Annotated in this window: 19 protein-coding genes; 11 read left to right on the forward strand and 8 right to left on the reverse strand. The window is 64.9% G+C overall.

Features of this window, described 5'->3' with window-relative positions:
• The first annotated feature begins 16 nt into the window (after positions 1-16).
• The 4 genes from J4D28_RS18360 (at position 17) to J4D28_RS18375 (ending at position 3,306) form a co-directional block, all read left to right on the forward strand.
• Positions 17-700 carry a class I SAM-dependent methyltransferase gene (locus J4D28_RS18360; RefSeq protein WP_009047564.1) on the forward strand — a complete coding sequence of 228 codons (684 nt, stop codon included), beginning with the start codon at positions 17-19 and terminating at the stop codon, positions 698-700.
• A gap of 122 nt (positions 701-822) precedes the next feature.
• Positions 823-1,956: a ribonuclease D gene (rnd, locus tag J4D28_RS18365; protein WP_009047565.1), complete on the forward strand. Its 1,134-nt coding sequence runs from the start codon at positions 823-825 to the stop codon at positions 1,954-1,956.
• Positions 1,953-2,246: a YcgL domain-containing protein gene (locus tag J4D28_RS18370; RefSeq protein ID WP_009047566.1), complete on the forward strand. Its 294-nt coding sequence runs from the start codon at positions 1,953-1,955 to the stop codon at positions 2,244-2,246. Before rnd ends, J4D28_RS18370 begins: the two co-directional genes overlap by 4 nt.
• A gap of 127 nt (positions 2,247-2,373) precedes the next feature.
• Positions 2,374-3,306 (forward strand): D-2-hydroxyacid dehydrogenase, encoded by a 933-nt coding sequence (locus J4D28_RS18375; RefSeq protein WP_028681865.1) that lies wholly within the window; start codon positions 2,374-2,376, stop codon positions 3,304-3,306.
• A gap of 160 nt (positions 3,307-3,466) precedes the next feature.
• On the opposite strand, the gene J4D28_RS18380 is transcribed toward J4D28_RS18375, so the two are convergent.
• Positions 3,467-4,060 carry a nitroreductase family protein gene (locus tag J4D28_RS18380; protein ID WP_009047568.1) on the reverse strand — a complete coding sequence of 198 codons (594 nt, stop codon included), beginning with the start codon at positions 4,058-4,060 and terminating at the stop codon, positions 3,467-3,469.
• Positions 4,061-4,515: 455 nt separating this feature from the next.
• Here J4D28_RS18380 and J4D28_RS18385 point away from each other — a divergent pair, with 455 nt between their 5' ends.
• Both J4D28_RS18385 and J4D28_RS18390 read left to right on the forward strand, forming a co-directional pair.
• On the forward strand, positions 4,516-4,965 hold the full coding sequence (locus J4D28_RS18385; RefSeq protein WP_007926912.1) for a YcgN family cysteine cluster protein: 450 nt from the start codon (positions 4,516-4,518) through the stop codon (positions 4,963-4,965).
• Positions 4,966-5,011: 46 nt separating this feature from the next.
• Positions 5,012-6,250: a hypothetical protein gene (locus J4D28_RS18390; RefSeq protein WP_103331396.1), complete on the forward strand. Its 1,239-nt coding sequence runs from the start codon at positions 5,012-5,014 to the stop codon at positions 6,248-6,250.
• 125 nt (positions 6,251-6,375) lie between these two features.
• Here J4D28_RS18390 and J4D28_RS18395 read toward each other — a convergent pair whose 3' ends face one another.
• The 4 genes from J4D28_RS18395 to J4D28_RS18410 form a co-directional block, all read right to left on the reverse strand.
• Positions 6,376-6,747 carry a DUF2892 domain-containing protein gene (locus J4D28_RS18395; protein WP_009047570.1) on the reverse strand — a complete coding sequence of 124 codons (372 nt, stop codon included), beginning with the start codon at positions 6,745-6,747 and terminating at the stop codon, positions 6,376-6,378.
• Positions 6,748-6,847: 100 nt separating this feature from the next.
• Entirely contained in the window at positions 6,848-7,315 is a 468-nt protein-coding gene (locus tag J4D28_RS18400) for an RNA methyltransferase (RefSeq protein WP_007926908.1), read from the reverse strand.
• A 165-nt stretch (positions 7,316-7,480) separates the two neighbouring features.
• Positions 7,481-7,846, reverse strand: a complete 366-nt coding sequence (locus J4D28_RS18405) for a YajD family HNH nuclease (RefSeq protein WP_009042617.1) — start codon at positions 7,844-7,846, stop codon at positions 7,481-7,483.
• Between the two features lie 49 nt (positions 7,847-7,895).
• On the reverse strand, positions 7,896-8,582 hold the full coding sequence (locus J4D28_RS18410; RefSeq protein WP_009047571.1) for a hypothetical protein: 687 nt from the start codon (positions 8,580-8,582) through the stop codon (positions 7,896-7,898).
• A 75-nt stretch (positions 8,583-8,657) separates the two neighbouring features.
• Between J4D28_RS18410 and J4D28_RS18415 the strand changes: the two genes are divergently transcribed.
• Positions 8,658-8,963: a hypothetical protein gene (locus J4D28_RS18415; protein WP_009047572.1), complete on the forward strand. Its 306-nt coding sequence runs from the start codon at positions 8,658-8,660 to the stop codon at positions 8,961-8,963.
• Here J4D28_RS18415 and J4D28_RS18420 read toward each other — a convergent pair.
• On the reverse strand, positions 8,960-9,433 hold the full coding sequence (locus J4D28_RS18420) for a cyclic nucleotide-binding domain-containing protein (protein WP_103331395.1): 474 nt from the start codon (positions 9,431-9,433) through the stop codon (positions 8,960-8,962). The genes J4D28_RS18415 and J4D28_RS18420 overlap by 4 nt on opposite strands.
• A 92-nt stretch (positions 9,434-9,525) precedes the next feature.
• Positions 9,526-11,580, reverse strand: a complete 2,055-nt coding sequence (locus J4D28_RS18425) for a S9 family peptidase (RefSeq protein ID WP_103331394.1) — start codon at positions 11,578-11,580, stop codon at positions 9,526-9,528.
• Between the two features lie 100 nt (positions 11,581-11,680).
• On the opposite strand from J4D28_RS18425, the gene J4D28_RS18430 reads away from it, so the two are divergent.
• Genes J4D28_RS18430 through J4D28_RS18440 form a run of 3 tightly spaced genes read left to right on the forward strand, consistent with a single transcriptional unit; the run spans position 11,681 to position 13,531 of the window.
• Positions 11,681-12,175, forward strand: a complete 495-nt coding sequence (locus J4D28_RS18430; protein ID WP_009047575.1) for a hypothetical protein — start codon at positions 11,681-11,683, stop codon at positions 12,173-12,175.
• Positions 12,176-12,200: 25 nt separating this feature from the next.
• Complete coding sequence (locus J4D28_RS18435; RefSeq protein ID WP_016703228.1) at positions 12,201-12,977, forward strand: class II glutamine amidotransferase; 777 nt, start codon at positions 12,201-12,203, stop codon at positions 12,975-12,977.
• 11 nt (positions 12,978-12,988) lie between these two features.
• Positions 12,989-13,531, forward strand: a complete 543-nt coding sequence (locus J4D28_RS18440; protein ID WP_038630922.1) for a DUF2937 family protein — start codon at positions 12,989-12,991, stop codon at positions 13,529-13,531.
• Between the two features lie 297 nt (positions 13,532-13,828).
• Here the strand turns inward: J4D28_RS18440 and J4D28_RS18445 are convergent, their stop codons facing one another.
• Positions 13,829-14,743 carry a LysR family transcriptional regulator gene (locus J4D28_RS18445; RefSeq protein WP_103331393.1) on the reverse strand — a complete coding sequence of 305 codons (915 nt, stop codon included), beginning with the start codon at positions 14,741-14,743 and terminating at the stop codon, positions 13,829-13,831.
• Positions 14,744-14,883: 140 nt separating this feature from the next.
• Between J4D28_RS18445 and J4D28_RS18450 the strand changes: the two genes are divergently transcribed.
• Positions 14,884-16,170: an MFS transporter gene (locus J4D28_RS18450; protein ID WP_103331392.1), complete on the forward strand. Its 1,287-nt coding sequence runs from the start codon at positions 14,884-14,886 to the stop codon at positions 16,168-16,170.
• The last annotated feature ends 38 nt before the right edge of the window (positions 16,171-16,208 follow it).

Consider the following 16,208-nt stretch of genomic DNA (forward strand, 5'->3'; position numbering starts at 1 on the left):
AAGAGCCAGCAGATTCATGTCCGCGCACCCTCCATCCCCCCTCGAGCTCGAGTTCGCCAGGCGCTATGACCAGGCGCATGCGCGCGTCTGTGGCGACGAACGTCCGCTCGGGCTGGGGCGGCGCCTGTCGCTGTGGCGCGACGAATGGCTGGTCCGCCACGCGCTGAAGGTGGCGGGCGAGCCCGGGCTGATTCTCGACCTGGCCTGTGGCGCGGGGCGCTTCTGGCCGGTGCTGGGCGAACACGGTAATCGGGTGATCCTGGCGGCGGACCCGTCCCAGGACATGCTCAACCACGCCCAGACCCACCACCCGGCCGGCCTGCTCAGGCGGGTCAGGACTTTCCAGAGTTCGTCGTTCAGCATCGGCCTGTCGGCCAACGCGGTGGATTGCATCGTCTGCCTGCAACTGTTTCCGCATATCGCCAGCAGCGAGGCGCGCCTGGCGTTGCTGGGCGAGTTTCATCGGGTCAGCCGCGACTCGGTGATCCTCGCGGTGCGCATCGACAGTCGTCTCAAGGGGCTGCAGGACCGGCTGCTGGGCGACCACACCCGGCAACTGCAGCCTGAACCATGGGGGCAGACCAGCCGGGCGCGGGTCGAGGCCGAGTTCAAGGACGCGGGATTCGAAGTGCTCAGCCACCAGGATTTCATTCCCGGCTGTGCCGCCTGGCGGGTTTACGTACTGCGCAAACAGGGTTAGCCGACGGCGGGCGGATTATTCTTGTGGCCGGGTGCCGATTTCGCGCAGGCTCTTGTCGAGTGAATGCTCAGAAATCGCCGAGGGCGATATATACTGCGCGCCATTCTTCAAGGGAGAGCCGTGTGGCCATCGATATTCACTGGATTCGCGACAACGATAGCCTCGGTCAATTCTGCACCGAGTGGCAGAAGCTGCCATTCGTCGCCCTCGACACCGAATTCATGCGGGTCGACACCTTTTATCCGATCGCCGGCCTGTTGCAGGTTGGCGATGGCCAGCGTGCTTACCTCATCGACCCCTTGACCATCGACGACTGGCAGCCACTGGCGGCCTTGCTGGAGAACAGCGCGGTGGTCAAGGTGGTGCACGCCTGCAGCGAGGACCTCGAAGTCCTGCTGCGCCTGACCGGCAGCCTGCCGGCGCCGTTGTTCGACACGCAACTGGCGGCCGCCTACCTGAACCTGGGGTTCTCCATGGGTTACTCGCGGCTGGTCCAGGAAGTGCTGGGCATCGAGTTGCCCAAGGGCGAGACTCGTTCCGACTGGCTGCAGCGTCCGCTCTCGGAAACCCAGGTCAGCTACGCCGCCGAAGACGCCGTGCACCTGGCCGAGGTTTTCACTCAGCTGCGGCCGAAACTGTCCGAGGACAAATACAACTGGGTGCTGGAAGACGGCGCCGAGCTGGTGGCCAACCTGCGCCGCGAAGTCGACCCCTACGAGGTCTACCGCGAGGCCAAGCTGGCCTGGAAACTGTCCCGCGCGCAGCTGGCAGTCCTGCGTGAACTCTGCGCCTGGCGCGAGCGCGAGGCGCGGGCGCGGGACTTGCCGCGCAACCGGATCGTGCGCGAGCACTCGCTGTGGCCGTTGGCCAAGAGCCAGCCGGACAGCCTTGGCGCCCTGGCGAAAATCGAAGACATGCACCCGCGCACCGTGCGCCAGGACGGCGAGTTCCTGCTGGGCCTGATCAAGCGTGCCGCCAGCGTCAGCCCCGACCAGTGGCCGCCGGTGGTGCCCGAGCCCTTGCCGATGGACGCCTCGCCTCTGCTCAAGCGCCTGCGCGCCGTGGGCCAGGCCGAAGCCGAGCGCCTGGGCATCGCCCCGGAACTGATGCTGCGCAAGAAAACCCTGGAAAGCCTACTCAAGAGCGGCTTCCCCAACGGACCCTACCAATTGCCCGATTCGCTGCGTGGCTGGCGCCGCGAATTGATGGGCCAGGCGCTGCTCGACAGCCTGGCCACCGCCGGAGAACAGCCATGAAACGTATCTGCTCGATCTACAAAAGCCCGCGCAAGAACGAGATGTACCTCTACGTGCTCAAGAGCGATGCCCTGGAGCGCGTGCCGGAAAACCTGCTGCTGGCGTTCGGCAAGCCGCAGCACGCCTTCGACCTGGTGCTGAGCCCGGAGCGCAAGCTGTCGCGCGAGGACATTCACCAGGTGCTGGAGAACCTCGAGAAGCAGGGTTACCACCTGCAGATGCCACCGGCCGAGGACGAGTACATCGAGCACCTGCCCGAAGAGCTGTTGCGCCGTAATGATCCGGTCTGACGGACACCTGTAGATGCCCTGTCCAGGGCATCGTTGAAAATGGAACTGACTCTATCTGGCGGCTGTCGCGATCGATGGAGCGATACTCCGTCGGCGGCCGCCTGCACCGTTTTGTAAGGTTTGAACCATGCGCGTTCTGATTGCCGAACACGATCACGCTATTTATGCCCGTTTGTTGCGTCAGCTGGCACCTGACCTGGAAGTGCTCACCAGCGGCGATTCCGCCGAATTGTCGAAGCTGGCTGCGGACTGTCCGGTCTGGCTCGGCCAGCCGGACCTGCTGGCCACCCTGTTGCGCCAGGGCCACCAGCCACAGTGGCTGCAATCGACCTGGGCCGGCATCACGCCGCTGCTCGCCGACGGCCTGCCGCGTCATTACCGGCTGACCCGCGCCGTGGGGATCTTCGGCCAGGTCATGGCCGAATACGTGCTCACCTACATGCTCGGCCACGAGCGCGAAGTCCTCGCGCGCCTGGTCAGCCAGGTCGAGCGCAAGTGGGATAACCGCACGGGCCAGAGCCTGGCCGGGCGCAAGGTGCTGATCGTCGGTGCGGGCGATATCGGCCAGAGCGTGGCGCAGTTCCTGCTGCCATTCGGCGTCGAGCTGTACGGCATCGCCAGCGAAGCCCGGGAGCAGGCGCCGTTTATCGAAGTGGCGGCCTTGGCGGACCTGGGACGTTTGGTCGGCGAGGTGGATTATGTGATCAACCTGCTGCCCAACACCCCGCACACCCATGACCTGTACGACGCGGCGCTGTTCAAGCAGTTCAAGCCGACCGGCCTGTTCATCAACGTCGGTCGCGGTGTCGCGGTGGTCGATGCGGATCTGGTGGAAGCCTTGAAGGAAGGGCATCTGGCGGGGGCGGTGATCGACGTCTGTCGCCAGGAACCGCTGCCGCAACGCCATCCGTTCTGGACTGCCTGGGGCCTGCTGCTGACCGGCCACAGCTCGGCGCCGACTTCGCCGACCCTGATGGCGCAGCTGTTCATCGACAACCTGCAGGCCTATCAGGCCAATGCGGCGTTGCGTGGCGAAGTGGATTTCGCGCGGGGGTATTGAGGCGCTGCGCAGAGGGGGCTGATGCCGCCTTTTGCGTGGACCCTGTAGCCGCTGCCACAGGCTGCGATCGGCTCCGAAGGAGACGTGCTCTTGAGGGCCTCGGAAGGCCCTTCGGGCCTTATCGCAGCCTGCGGCAGCGGCTACAGGGATTGCAGCAGGCTTACAGGCTGAAGTCGCCTTCGGCCGCGGTTTCGCTCAGCGGGCGACGCGGGCTTGGCTCTTCGCGGGCCTGCAGGTATTCGGCGAGGCTCGCCTTGTCACCCAGCTTGCCGACGGCCACGGCGGCATGCAGGGCATAACCTTCTGGAATCTTCAGCTCCTTGCGGGTCAGTTCCTGGTCGAACCCGGCCATGCCGTGGGTGTGCCAGCCGCTGATGCTGGCTTGCAGCGCCAGATGGCCCCAGGCCGAGCCGGTGTCGAAGGTGTGCCACAGGGCCGGGGTTTCTTCGCTGGCGCCGGGCGCGGTGAAGGTGGTTTTCGAGATCACGATCACCAGCGCCGAGGCGTGCTGCGCCCAGCCACGGTTGAACTCGTTGAGCAGGCCGAGGAAACGTTCCCAGTTCGGCGTGTCGCGGCGCGCATACAGGAAGCGCCACGGCTGCGAGTTGTAGGCCGACGGCGCCCAGCGCGCGGCTTCGAAGAAGCTCAGCAGGGTTTCCTCGGGAATGGCCTCGCCGGTGAAGGCGCGCGGCGACCAGCGATCGGTGAACTGTGGGTGAATGGCGTACTCGGCAACGCGGGGATTGGCGCTCATGACAGAGATTCCTGGCTACGTTTGAGAATGAAATGTGGATAAACCGGCGAGCGCAGTTGAACTGAGCAATGGGGTTTTTTCCTGGCCCTGGGCGGTTCACCGGTGCGACGCGGTCGAGCGTTAGGAGCTGAACGAAAAGTGGCTGCGCGCTGGGCGCCTTCGGCGCTACGCAGGTCATGCTGCGTTAAAAACAGGCTCGGAATGCTCATGTAGGCCCCTACAGTCGGGCGCGACCCCGGCCGTTCCTCGCCTGTTTTTGCCTTGCCTGACCTTCGCTCGCCGACTTTTCGTTCAGCTCCTGGCACGCGGACATAGGGCTTTGCGACAGGCAAAGCTACTGCGCCGCATGCGGCCTGACAAGTAGTGCCTTACCGACAGTCGCCAGCGCTTGGCCCGCGCGGCCTTGGGCACTAGACTGGCGGCCTTTTCCCTGTCCGATACCGATTACCTGAGCCATGGCCGCCAAAGTTGAACCCTTCTGGATCCGTAAAACCCTCGAACAACTCGATCAGGAGGAGTGGGAGTCGTTGTGCGATGGTTGTGGCCTGTGCTGCCTGCAGAAGCTCGAGGATGAAGAAGACAACAGCGTCTACTACACCCGCATCGCCTGCAAACTGCTGGACCTGAAGACCTGCCAGTGCAGCGACTACGCCAACCGCCGCGCCTCGGTGCCGGATTGCATCCAGCTCACCCCGGGCAAGGCCGATGAGTTCAAATGGCTGCCGCCGACCTGCGGTTATCGCCTGGTCAGCGAAGGCAAGGACCTGCCGCTCTGGCACCATCTGGTGTGCGGTGACCGCGATGCGGTGCACCACGAGCGTATTTCCCAATCCGGACGCATGCTCGCCGAAGGCAGCGTGGCCGAAGAGGACTGGGAAGATCATCTGATTTTCCGCGCCGGCTGAAGGTACGCCGCGCTCGCGTTCAAGGTTGTTTCACGAAGGAGTGTGTATGGCTGTGGGGGCAAGGCTGGCGCTGGCCGGCTGGCTGCTGGTGCTCAGTGCGCCGGGGTGGGCGGCGAAAAAAGTCGATCTGGATTACCACGTGCGTCTGTTGCCGCAGAGCGACCAGGCGGAAGTGCGCCTGACCCTGGCGGACGGCGCGGCGGTGCGCAGCCTGGATTTCAACCTGGGCAAGCATGGCGATTACAGCAACTTCAAGGCCGATGGCCAATGGCAGTCCGACGCGGCCAAGCCTTCCGCGCTGCAGCGTGGCATATGGCGCCCGGCCAGCGGCAAGGCCAGCCTCAGCTACCGGGTGCGGATCAGCCACAGCCTGAAGAAAGACAGCTTCGACAGCCGCATGACCCCGCACTGGGCCTTGTTGCGTGGCGACACGCTGGTGCCGGCGGCGAAGCTCGACCAGCAGGACGGCATCGAGTTGGTGTCGCGCCTGGAGTTCGAGTCGCCCGCGGGCTGGAAAAGCGTGGAGACCGCCTGGCCGCGGATCGGCAAGAACCGTTTCCGTATCGATAACCCCGCGCGCCTGTTCGACCGGCCCACCGGCTGGATGCTGGCCGGCGCCCTGGGCAGCCGCCGCACCCGGCTGGGGGAAACCGAAGTCACGGTGGCCTCGCCGCAAGGGCAGGGCATGCGACGCATGGATGTGCTGACCCTGCTGACCTTCGTCTGGCCGCAGATCCAGGCGACCTTTCCCCGCCACCCAAGCAAGTTGCTGATCGTCGGCGCGGCCGACCCGATGTGGCGCGGCAGCCTGGCCGGACACGATTCGCTGTTCTTGCACAGCCGCCTGCCGCTGGTCAGCGAGAGCGGCACCAGCCCGCTGTTGCGCGAGGTGATCCAGGCCTTTGCCCGGATCAACGATAGCGAGCGCAGTGACTGGATCGGCGAAGGGCTGGCGGAGTACTACGCCATCGAATTGATGCGCCGCGCCGGCGGCATGAGCGACGAGCGTTATCAGGCCCTGGAGGCTCGGCTGGCCAAGAGCGGCCACGGCGTCGGCAGCCTGCGCGGCGAGCAGGTGGACGCGTCGGTGGTGGCCAGGGCCGTGCTGCTGTTGCAGGAGCTGGATCGGGAGATCCGCCTGAAGACCCGCAACAAGCGTTCGCTGGATGATGTGACTCGGGCGGTGATGCATCTGGAGCGTGTCAGCACCAAGGAGTTTATCCAGCTCAGCGAGACGGTGCTGGACGGCTCGTCGAAGGTGCTCGACAGCGATTTGTTGCGCTAGTGGAATCGACCGCTTTGCGGTCATCGCGAGCAAGCTTCGCTCCTACAGGGCAGCACAGCTTTTGTAGGAGCGAAGCTTGCTCGCGATAGCGTCCTGTCATTCAACACGAGTTTCGCGTCCGACTATCAGACCCCGGCCTTGGGCGATTTCAGCGAATCGTTGCCTGTCGCGGTACGCTTCGCCGCCTCGGCATTGGCCTTGAGGGTTTTCAGCTCCGCGCCGGCGCGCTCGATCTTCGCCCGCACGTTCTGCATGTCCTGGCGGCTTTTCTCCAGCAGGCTTTTCGCCGAGCTGTGGCCGGTGATGCCACGGGCCAGGGCGACCCCGCCGATGGCCACCTGGATCAGGCCGAACACACCGCCACGGCGCAGGCCCTTGCCGACCATCACCACGCCGCCGGCCAGCGAGCCGATGCGCTCCCAGCCTTGTACGTTCTGCTCCGCTGGGCTCTGGAAAGGGGTGGTTGCGATGGGTTCCAGTTGTTTGCTGTCGCTCATGATCTGTCTCCAGGGGGGATGGATATAAAGCTGACTGCGCTGGCGCGTCGCTTGTTCCATCGAATGTGCCGCGAACTCGGAACAGCGCTCAGAACAGCGCTTAAAACTTAGGACCGGAGCGGGTGTTGTTGCCCTTGGCCAGGCGGTCGTAGAGCACCACGTTGACGGTGGCGGCGAGGTTCATGCAACCGGTGGTCGGGATGTAGACCACGTCTTCGCACCAGTCGCGGATGTCCTTGTCCAGGGAGCCGTCTTCCGGGCCGAAGATGTACAGCGCGCGATCCGGATGGGTGTACTCCGGCAGCGAGCGGGCGCCTTCCACCAGTTCCACCGCCACCGGCACGCAGCCCAGGGGCAGGATCTTCTTCAGGTCGTCGATGCCGATCAGCGGAATGTCCTGGTGGACCTTCTTGGTGTCGGTGACGAAGTCGCGGGCCCGTTCATAGCGCTTGCCGGTGTAGAACACCGACGCGACGCCATAGCAGCCGGCGGCGCGCATCACCGAACCGACGTTCTCCGGTGACTTGGGGTTATACAAACCAATGCAGCTGTACCTTTTGTTTGCCACGAGCGGGGTGCCTTCGAGAAAAATCGCGATTATACGGGGATTGTCGGCCGGCGGTTGGATCCGGCAAACGCATCGCGGGCAAGCGGCGCACCTGCAGGATCAGTGTCTGCCGGTGCGCCGCTTGCCCGCGAGAGGCCGGTCCAGTTGGACCGCAGAGGACGAAGGTTACTCTTCGTCTTTCTTCATCAACCCCGCCAGCGCGGCGAAGGGGTTGTGGGTGGCCTTGGCGACTTTCGGCGTGCTCAGGGAGCCTTCGCCGAAGTACTGCTGGTCGGTGTAGCGCGAGTGTTCGTTGTCGTGGCAGTACAGGCACAGCAGTTCCCAGTTGGAGCCGTCCTGCGGGTTGTTGTCGTGGTTGTGGTCGCGGTGGTGCACGGTCAGCTCGCTCAGGCGCTTGCCGGAGAACTCGCGGGCGCAGCGCCCACAGACGTGCGGGTACATCTTCAGGGCCTTGTCGCGGTAGCCCATCTCGCGGTCGCGCTGGGCGTCGGCGAGGATGCGGTCGAGCTTGGACGTGTTGGTCGAACTCATGGGTTCACCTTTATGCAAAGACTAATGACGGTAATGAGCCAAGTTTAGCTCAGGCCTTGAGCTTCTCGGCAATCCAGATGGTGTGGCGGGTGCCCTTGTTGCCATGGGCGAAGACCTGCACTTGCTCCGCCTTGAAGCCGGCCTTGCGCAGCTTGTCGGAATACTGCTTGTCGGCGCTGGCCGACCACACGGCCAGCACGCCCTTGGGCCGCAGGGCCCGGGCGCAGGCCGCCAGCCCGGCGGCGGAGTACAGCCAGCTGTTGGCTTTCTGGGTCAGGCCTTCGGGGCCGTTGTCGACGTCGAGCATGATCGCGTCGAACCCCTGGGGCTCGGCCTGCAGCACCTTGGCCACGTCTTCCATGCGGATCACCGTGCGCGGGTCGAGCAGCGGTCGGCCGGATTTTTCCCCCAGCGGCCCGCGGTTCCATTCCACCACCCCCGGCACCAGCTCGGCGACCACCACTTCGGCGCCCTTGCCCAGGTGCTTGAGGGCCGAGGCGAGGGTGAAACCCATGCCCAGGCCGCCGATCAGCACCCGCGAATTCGGGCGCCCGGCGACCTTGCGGCAGGGGATTTCCGCCAGGGCGTCTTCGGAGCCGTGCATGCGCGTGTTCATCAGTTGCCCGCCGTCGCCGCCCTGGATCTTGATGACAAAATCCTCGCCGTATTCGAACAGGCACAAGGCACCGCCATTTTCGGGAATCGGGGTGGTGTCCAGCAGAACGAAACGTTTCATGAGGGTCTCAATGAGGAAGGCAAACCGGCCCGGTTGGGAGTAGCCTGAGGGCTGACAATAGCGATGGAGCCATTGATGAAGCGCACTATTCTAACGGTCATTGCCCGCACAGCGCTCTTGCTAAGTGCGGCGCTCGCGATGAGCGCCGTGCACGCCGAGGAACTGCAGGCCGTGCCCGTGACTCCGGTTCCCGCCGCCGGCTCGCCCGGCACCGCGACCCCGACCCCTTATCCGCAGATCACGCCCCCCAGCACCCCCAAGGCCACGGCCCATGGCGGTGCGCCCTTGCTGCCGCCGATCGACATGCCCAAGCCGCCGAAGGATCAGACCTTGCCAGGGTTGGAGCAGAACGGGACGAAAACCAAGACGCCGGGTGGCTAGACTTGTTGCGACAGCAGTTGCCCGTCGGCCATACGCAGGCGCTTGGACAGTGACACGGCGAGGGCGCGGATGATCTTGGCGGCGATCTTCGGTGCGTCGTTGAGCATTTTTTCCAGCGAGTCCTTGCCCAGGTTGAGCAGCCGGCAATCGCTGGCGGCCACGCAGGTGGCCGAACGCCGCTCGCCATCGAGCACCGCCATCTCGCCAAAGGCCCGACCGCTGCGCAGGGTGGCGATGGTCACCCGCACGCCTTCGCTGTTGGTCTTCTGCACGGCCACCTGGCCGGAATGGATGATGCACATGAAGCTGCCGGCGTCGCCTTCGCGGAAGATCTCCTGGCCTTGGGCGATGCTGCTGATGCTGAAGTAACCGGCGGCGGCATTGAAGTCGGCCGGCAAGAGCTGATCGAACAATCCGCAGTCCATCAGCCAGTCGCGGATTTCGTTGTTCAACAAGGTGGGTTCTGGCATGTCGTCACGGTCTTTTTCTTGTGTCTGTTGCGGTCGGTATGGCCGGGGGCCGGCGGTCCTGTGTTTAAGACAGGAGCGCCGGCCGGAGTTCCTCAGGCGATGCCCAGAATCTTGAAAACAAATGCATATTCGAGCGCTACGTCACGCAATCCCTGGTAACGCCCGCTCATGCCGCCATGGCCGGCGCCCAGCTCGGTCTTGAGCAGCAGCAGGTTGTCGTCGGTCTTGGTGGCGCGCAGCCGGGCCACCCACTTGGCCGCTTCCCAGTACTGCACACGGCTGTCGTTGTAGCCGGCGATCACCAGGGTCGCCGGATAGGCCTTGGCCTCGACATTCTCGTAGGGCGCGTAGGCCTTGATCCGCGCATAGACCTCCGGCTCCTCCGGGTTGCCCCATTCGTCGTACTCGGTGACGGTCAGCGGCAGCTCGGGGTCGAGCATGGTGTTGAGCACATCGACGAACGGCACCTCGGCGATCGCCGCCTTGAACAGCTCCGGGCGCTGGTTGAGCACTGCGCCGATCAACAGGCCGCCGGCACTGCCGCCGCTGATGGCCAGTTGCCCGGAAGTGGTCAGGCCCTGGGCGATCAGGTGTTCGGCGCAGGCGATGAAGTCGCTGAAGGTGTTCTGCTTGTGTTCCTGCTTGCCGGCGCGGTACCAGGCTTCGCCCAGTTCGCCGCCGCCACGCACGTGGGCGATGGCGAAGGCCACGCCGCGCTCCAGCAGGCTCAGGCGCGCATGGGAAAACCACGGGTCGAGGCTTTCGCCGTAGGCGCCGTAGCCATAGAGGTACAGCGGTGCCGGCCGGCCCAGGGCCTCGCGCTTGATCACCAGGCTGATCGGCACCTGGGTGCCATCGGCGGCGGTCGCCCACAGGCGCTGGCTGACATAGGCATCCGGGTCGAAGACGCCCAGCACCGGGGTTTCCTTGAGCACTTTCTGTCCGCCGCCGGCCAGTTCCAGCTGGCGGATCTGCGCCGGGCGATTCAGCGCTTCGTAGCGCAGGCGGATGCGCTGGCTGACGAACTCCAGGCTGTTCTGCACATGCAGGCTGTAGGCCGCATCCGGCAGTTGCACGCGATAGGCCGGCAGGCCCTCGGGGTGCACCTCGATGATCGGCAGGCCGCCTTCGCGCAGGCTCAGGGTCATGGCCGAGTCGTTCAGGCTCAGGCCTTCGAGCATCACGCTGTCGCTGTGGGGGATCAGGTTCTGCCAGTCGGCCTGGCCTGGCACCGTGCCCAGGTCCGGCGCCTGGTAGAGGGCGAAGTTGATGCCGTCGCGGTTGCTGCGGATAAACCAGGTCCACTGGCCGTCGAGCAGGCCGTGGTCGACGTCGTACTCATGGTGCTCGACCCGCGGCGCCAGGCAGGTGAAGGCGTGCTGCGGCTGCGCGGCGTCGAGTACCCAGACCTCGCTGGTGGTCTTGCTGCCCAGGGACAGCAGCAGCTGTTTCTCCGAGCTTGAGCGGTAGCAATGGAGGAAGAAACGCCCGTCCGGCTCATGGAACACCTCTTCGGCGGCGGTGCCGTCCAGGCGATAGCGGAACAGCTTGTGCGGGCGATGGGTGTCGTCCAGCTCGCCGAAGAACAGGGTCAGGCTGTCGTTGGCCCAGGTCATGCTGCCGTCGCAATCGCTGAACGCCAGCTCGCTGACCTTGCCGTTGGACAGTTCCTTGACGAACAGGGTGTAGACCTCTTCGCCGCTGGTATCGAGGCTGTAGGCCAGGCGCTGGTGGTCGGGGCTGATGCTGAAGGCGCCGAGGGAGAAGAATCCACCCTTGGCCAGCTCGTTCGGATCCAGCAGCAGTTGTTCCTGGCTTTCGTCGACGCTCAGGCTGTCGTCGGCCGGGCGCGGGCAGCGGTAGTGCCGGGCGTATTCGTCGCCGGCGGTGGTGCGGGTGTAATACAGGTACGGGCCCCAGGGCGAAGGCAGCGAGAGGTCGGTCTCGAGGATCCGTCCCTTGATTTCCTGGAACAGGGTTTCGCGCAGCGCCGCCTGGTCGGCGAGGGCGGCTTCCTGGTAGCTGTTTTCGGCCTTCAGGTAATCGAGCACGGCGTCGGTGTCGCGCTCCTGGAGCCAGGCGTACGGGTCCGGGCCTTCGGCCTTGCGGGCGATCGGGGCGCTGGTGACGTGGGCGGATACGGGCATGAAGGGCTCTCGGGGCGGTGACAATTAAGGGCGCGCAGACGGCGGTGCAGCCTGACATGCGAAAAGCCGTTATCATAAGCGCCTCTTTGCCTGCCTTGCCATGGACACCATGACCGAGAACGACTATCTGATCGCTTGGGGGCTCTACGCCTTCGCCGCCTTGGGCTGCCTGCTGGTGTGGATGCGCCTGACCCGCTGGATGTGGCGCTGGCTGCGCGAACCGCTGCGCGTGCTGGTGGCGGTGCTGCTGTTCAGCCCGACCGTGGTCGACCCGGCCAAGGAGATGTTCGCCCCGGCCGTGGCCATCACCGCCCTGGACATGCTGTTCAAGGTCGGCAACAACGCCTGGCGCGCGGTTTCCGACCTGTTCATGTACGGCGTCATCGCCTTCGGCATCTACCTGGTGTTCGTGCTGATCCGCTGGCCGATCGAGCGCGCCTCCAAGGCCCGCAAGGAACAGGCCGAGGCCGCCAAGGCCGCGGCCCGCGCCGAAGAGCCGGACGACCAGCCTTTCGGCGGCGCCGGCGACGATCGTTATGGCCGCCCGCCAGTGCCCAGCAACCCCCAGCGTTCGCGGATCGAGCCGCGTCTGTAACACGCATTGAAGCGAGAGTCCGAGCATGTGTGAGTTATTGGGCATGAGCGCCAATGTACCGACCGATATCGTGTTCAGCTTTACCGGGCTGATGCAGCGTGGCGGGCGCACCGGCCCGCATCGCGACGGCTGGGGCATCGCGTTCTACGAGGGCCGTGGCCTGCGCCTGTTCCAGGACCCGGCGGCGAGCAGCGAGTCGGAAGTGGCCAACCTGGTGCAGCGCTACCCGATCAAGAGCGAAGTGGTGATCGGCCACATTCGCCAGGCCAACGTCGGCAAGGTCTGCCTGTCCAATACTCATCCGTTCGTGCGCGAGCTGTGGGGGCGCAACTGGTGTTTCGCCCACAACGGCCAGCTGGCGGACTTCCAGCCGGCCATCAGCTTCTATCGTCCGGTGGGCGATACCGACAGCGAAGCGGCCTTCTGCGATCTGCTCAACCGGGTGCGCGAAGCCTTTCCCGAGCCGGTGGAAGTCGAGGAATTGCTGCCATCGCTGGTGGCCGCCTGCGCCGAATATCGCAGCAAGGGCGTGTTCAACTGCCTGCTCAGCGATGGCGACTGGCTGTTCTGCTACTGCTCGACCAAGCTGGCGCAGATCACCCGCCGTGCGCCCTTTGGTCCGGCCCGCCTGAAGGATGTCGACGTGATCGTCGATTTCCAGGCGGAAACCACGCCCAACGACGTGGTGACGGTGATCGCCACCGAACCCCTGACCGAAAACGAAACCTGGACTCGCTACGAGCCGGGCCAATGGAGCCTGTGGCGGCGCGGTGAATGCGTGCTGCACGGCCAGACCGAATAAGGACATCCCCTATGTTGCTCAGTTATCTGCGGCTGGTGTTGTTTGCGGCCGGCCTGTTGATCGGCGTCCAGGTGCCGGGGTTCATCAACGATTACGCCAAGCGTGTCGAGGCTCACCTGATCGAGGCCCAGGCCAGCCTTCAGGGGTTCCAGGGCACCGCCAACCAGTTCTTCAAGGGCGATCTGCAGGCGCTGGTCGCCCACTATCGGGCCAGCGACGATCCGGTGTTCCGCAGCGATGCCGACAGCCTGGGCAATCTTCTGGTTCGCCAGCGCGCCCTGGACAAGCAGTTCCAGGCCATGCAGGGCCCCTGGTACATCCGCCTGTTGCAAGTGGTGCTGGCCGCCGACCCGGATATCCGCAAGGAAACCTGGAACGGCTACAGCTACCAGATCCTGCTGACCCCGGAGGCGATGATCTGGGCCATGAGTGGCGCCTTGCTGCTGTCGTTCGGCCTGGAGTGTCTGTATCGCCTGATCGACTGGGTGGTGCTCGGCGGCAAGCGCCTGCGCCAGAGCCGGCCGATCGAAGAGCGTGACCTGAAGGGGTTGTGACCGTAGCCGCTGCCGCAGGCTGCGATCGACGGCGCAGCCGTCGTAAACCAGCCGACGCGTTTTTCCAGGCAGATCGCGGATGCAGGTTGTGCGGCAACTGCGTTGCCGTTCGCAGCCTCGCAGGCTCGGCAGCGGCTACACGGACGCCGCGATCCCTGTAGCCGCTGCCGCAGGCTGCGATCGGTTGCGCAGCAACCGCAAAGATGGCTGGCCCACAACCCCTCATCGAGCCGATTCACGCAGGCTGCGCCCGCATTCGCAGCCTTCGGCAGCGGCTGCAAAGGCCTTCGCGGTGGATCAGCCCGCCAGCACGATATAGTCCGGCCCCACCTTGCGCGCATATTGCTCCAGCACCTGCTGGCACAGCACCACCACCTCTTCCACCAGTTCGACACCCACCCGCCACGACACCACCACCTGCAGGTTCGGCGGGCGCTGGTCGATGGTCAGCAGGGTCAGTTCGCCGCGCGCCAGCTCTTCGCTGACCAGTACCGGCGGCAAGGCGCCGATGCCGAAACCGTCGCGCAACAGGCGAGTGATGGCCGACACCGAGTTCACGCAGTTGAGCCGTGGCGCGCTCACGCCGTTGGCCTGCATCAGGCTCAGCACTTCCTGGTGCGGCAGGGAGTTCTTCGAGTAGGTGATGATGCGTTCCCGGGCCAGCTCGGCCAGGTTGGCGTACTCGCGGTTGTAGATCGAGTGGCTGGCGACTATCCAGCCCATCGGGTGGCAGGCCAGTTCCAGGCTGCGAATGGATTCCTGGCGCAGCAGGTCGGTTTGCAGGACCAGGTCGAGAAAGCCTTTCTGCAACTGGTCGCAGAGGTTCAGCGAGGTGTCGGCCACCAGCTCGATTTCCACCTGGGGATAGCTGTCCATCATCCGCGCCACCAGGGGGCTGAGCCAGGTGTGGATCACCGTGTCCATGACGCCGATGCGAATCCGCCCGATCTTGCTCGAACGGGTCTCGATCGACTGCTTGAGCGCCTGCATGGTGTCCATCATCTGCTCGGCATAGTCGAGCACCTTGAGGCCTTCCGGGGTCAGGGTCACGCCGCGCGAGTCGCGCAGGAACAGCTTCACCCCGAGTTCGCCCTCGAGCACGGCGATGCGGCTGGAGATCGACGCCTGGGTGGTGAAGAGTTTGTCGGCGGTCAGGCGAAAGCTTTTCAGGCGCGCGACCCAGACAAAGGTTTCAAGGAACTTGAGGTTCATGCGATCAACTTTTCTTATGTCTGGAGGCGGTTTTTATTAGTTGGACGGGGCAGGGCGCGGGCGCCAAAAATCGCTGCGTCTCACGATAAGCGTCGTCGGGGCCCAGAACAATACCAATAAAACCAAGGTGGAGATTTGCCATGAGTGCGCCCGACACGCTCGCCGCCAGCAAGGCCAAAGGCCGCGCCGGCCCCTTCGACTGGTACCGCGACATCAACCAGCAGGAACGCCGCACGTTCTGGAGCTGCAAGGCCGGTTACGGCCTGGATGGCATGGACACCCAGATGCTCAGCTTCGTCATCCCGACCCTGATTGCGCTGTGGGGCATCAGCTCCGCCGAGGCCGGCCTGATCCACACCAGCACCTTGCTGGCCTCCGCCCTGGGCGGCTGGATCGCCGGCATCCTGTCCGATCGCATCGGCCGGGTGCGCACCTTGCAACTGACCGTGCTCTGGTTCGCCTTCTTCACCTTCCTCTGTGGCCTGGCGCAGAACTACGAGCAGTTGTTGATCGCCCGGACCCTGATGGGCTTCGGTTTCGGCGGTGAGTGGACCGCCGGCGCAGTGCTGATCGGCGAAGTGATCCGCGCGGAAAACCGCGGCAAGGCGGTGGGCATGGTGCAGTCCGGCTGGGCCTTGGGCTGGGGCATCACGGCACTGCTGTATGCGCTGATGTATTCCCTGCTGCCGCCGGAAGAAGCCTGGCGCGCCCTGTTCCTGCTGGGCATCCTGCCGGCGATCTTCGTGATCTTCGTCCGTCGCCTGGTCAAGGACCCGGAGGTCTACCGGCAAACCCGGGCCCGGGAAGTGCCTGACAACCCCTCGCGTTTCTACGAGATTTTCGCCCCCGGCATTCTCAGCACCACCCTGCGCGCATCGCTGCTCGCGGCCGGCGCCCAGGGCGGCTACTACGCCATCACGTTCTGGCTGCCGACCTTCCTCAAGACCGAGCGGGGCTTGAGCGTGCTGAGCACCGGCGGCTACCTGGCCATGGTGATCTTCGGCTCCTATGTGGGCTATGTGATCAGCGCCTATCTGACCGATATTCTCGGGCGCAAGAAGAACTTCATCCTGTTCGCCGCCGGCTCCTTCACCATCGTCCTGCTGTACACGCAAATGCCGGTGAGCAACGCAGTGATGCTGTGGCTGGGCTTCCCCCTGGGCTTCTTCGCCTCGGGGATCTTCAGCGGCATGGGCGCCTTCCTGACCGAGCTGTTCCCCACGCGGATCCGCGGTTCGGGCCAGGGCTTCTGCTACAACAGCGGCCGGGCGCTGGCAGCCTTGTTCCCGCTGCTGATCGGCCTGCTCAGCCAGCACATTCCACTGGGCGCGGCCATCGGCACTTTCGCCGCCGTGTCCTACGGCATCGTGGTGCTGGCGGCCCTGAGCCTGCCGGAAACCCGTGGCAAGCAACTCGAAGCGCGCTAACTGATAATCTGTGGGCATCCCACCGCGATCCCCGCAGC

It is taken from the genome of Pseudomonas sp. GW531-T4 (assembly GCF_017349615.1).
GTDB classification, from domain to species: Bacteria; Pseudomonadota; Gammaproteobacteria; order Pseudomonadales; family Pseudomonadaceae; genus Aquipseudomonas; species Aquipseudomonas chlororaphis_I.

Excerpts from the sequence above, each read along its gene's own strand:
- J4D28_RS18380 (WP_009047568.1), bottom strand. The coding sequence starts at position 4,060 with ATGAGCGCCAATCCCCGCGTTGCCGAGTACGCCATTCACCCACAGTTC.
- J4D28_RS18440 (WP_038630922.1), top strand. The coding sequence starts at position 12,989 with ATGTTGCTCAGTTATCTGCGGCTGGTGTTGTTTGCGGCCGGCCTGTTG.
- J4D28_RS18420 (WP_103331395.1), bottom strand. The coding sequence starts at position 9,433 with ATGCCAGAACCCACCTTGTTGAACAACGAAATCCGCGACTGGCTGATG.
- J4D28_RS18410 (WP_009047571.1), bottom strand. The coding sequence starts at position 8,582 with ATGAAACGTTTCGTTCTGCTGGACACCACCCCGATTCCCGAAAATGGC.
- J4D28_RS18425 (WP_103331394.1), bottom strand. The coding sequence starts at position 11,580 with ATGCCCGTATCCGCCCACGTCACCAGCGCCCCGATCGCCCGCAAGGCC.
- J4D28_RS18360 (WP_009047564.1), top strand. The coding sequence starts at position 17 with ATGTCCGCGCACCCTCCATCCCCCCTCGAGCTCGAGTTCGCCAGGCGC.
- J4D28_RS18390 (WP_103331396.1), top strand. The coding sequence starts at position 5,012 with ATGGCTGTGGGGGCAAGGCTGGCGCTGGCCGGCTGGCTGCTGGTGCTC.
- J4D28_RS18405 (WP_009042617.1), bottom strand. The coding sequence starts at position 7,846 with ATGAGTTCGACCAACACGTCCAAGCTCGACCGCATCCTCGCCGACGCC.
- J4D28_RS18370 (WP_009047566.1), top strand. The coding sequence starts at position 1,953 with ATGAAACGTATCTGCTCGATCTACAAAAGCCCGCGCAAGAACGAGATG.
- J4D28_RS18415 (WP_009047572.1), top strand. The coding sequence starts at position 8,658 with ATGAAGCGCACTATTCTAACGGTCATTGCCCGCACAGCGCTCTTGCTA.
- J4D28_RS18450 (WP_103331392.1), top strand. The coding sequence starts at position 14,884 with ATGAGTGCGCCCGACACGCTCGCCGCCAGCAAGGCCAAAGGCCGCGCC.
- J4D28_RS18435 (WP_016703228.1), top strand. The coding sequence starts at position 12,201 with ATGTGTGAGTTATTGGGCATGAGCGCCAATGTACCGACCGATATCGTG.
- J4D28_RS18430 (WP_009047575.1), top strand. The coding sequence starts at position 11,681 with ATGGACACCATGACCGAGAACGACTATCTGATCGCTTGGGGGCTCTAC.
- J4D28_RS18385 (WP_007926912.1), top strand. The coding sequence starts at position 4,516 with ATGGCCGCCAAAGTTGAACCCTTCTGGATCCGTAAAACCCTCGAACAA.
- J4D28_RS18395 (WP_009047570.1), bottom strand. The coding sequence starts at position 6,747 with ATGAGCGACAGCAAACAACTGGAACCCATCGCAACCACCCCTTTCCAG.
- J4D28_RS18445 (WP_103331393.1), bottom strand. The coding sequence starts at position 14,743 with ATGAACCTCAAGTTCCTTGAAACCTTTGTCTGGGTCGCGCGCCTGAAA.
- J4D28_RS18375 (WP_028681865.1), top strand. The coding sequence starts at position 2,374 with ATGCGCGTTCTGATTGCCGAACACGATCACGCTATTTATGCCCGTTTG.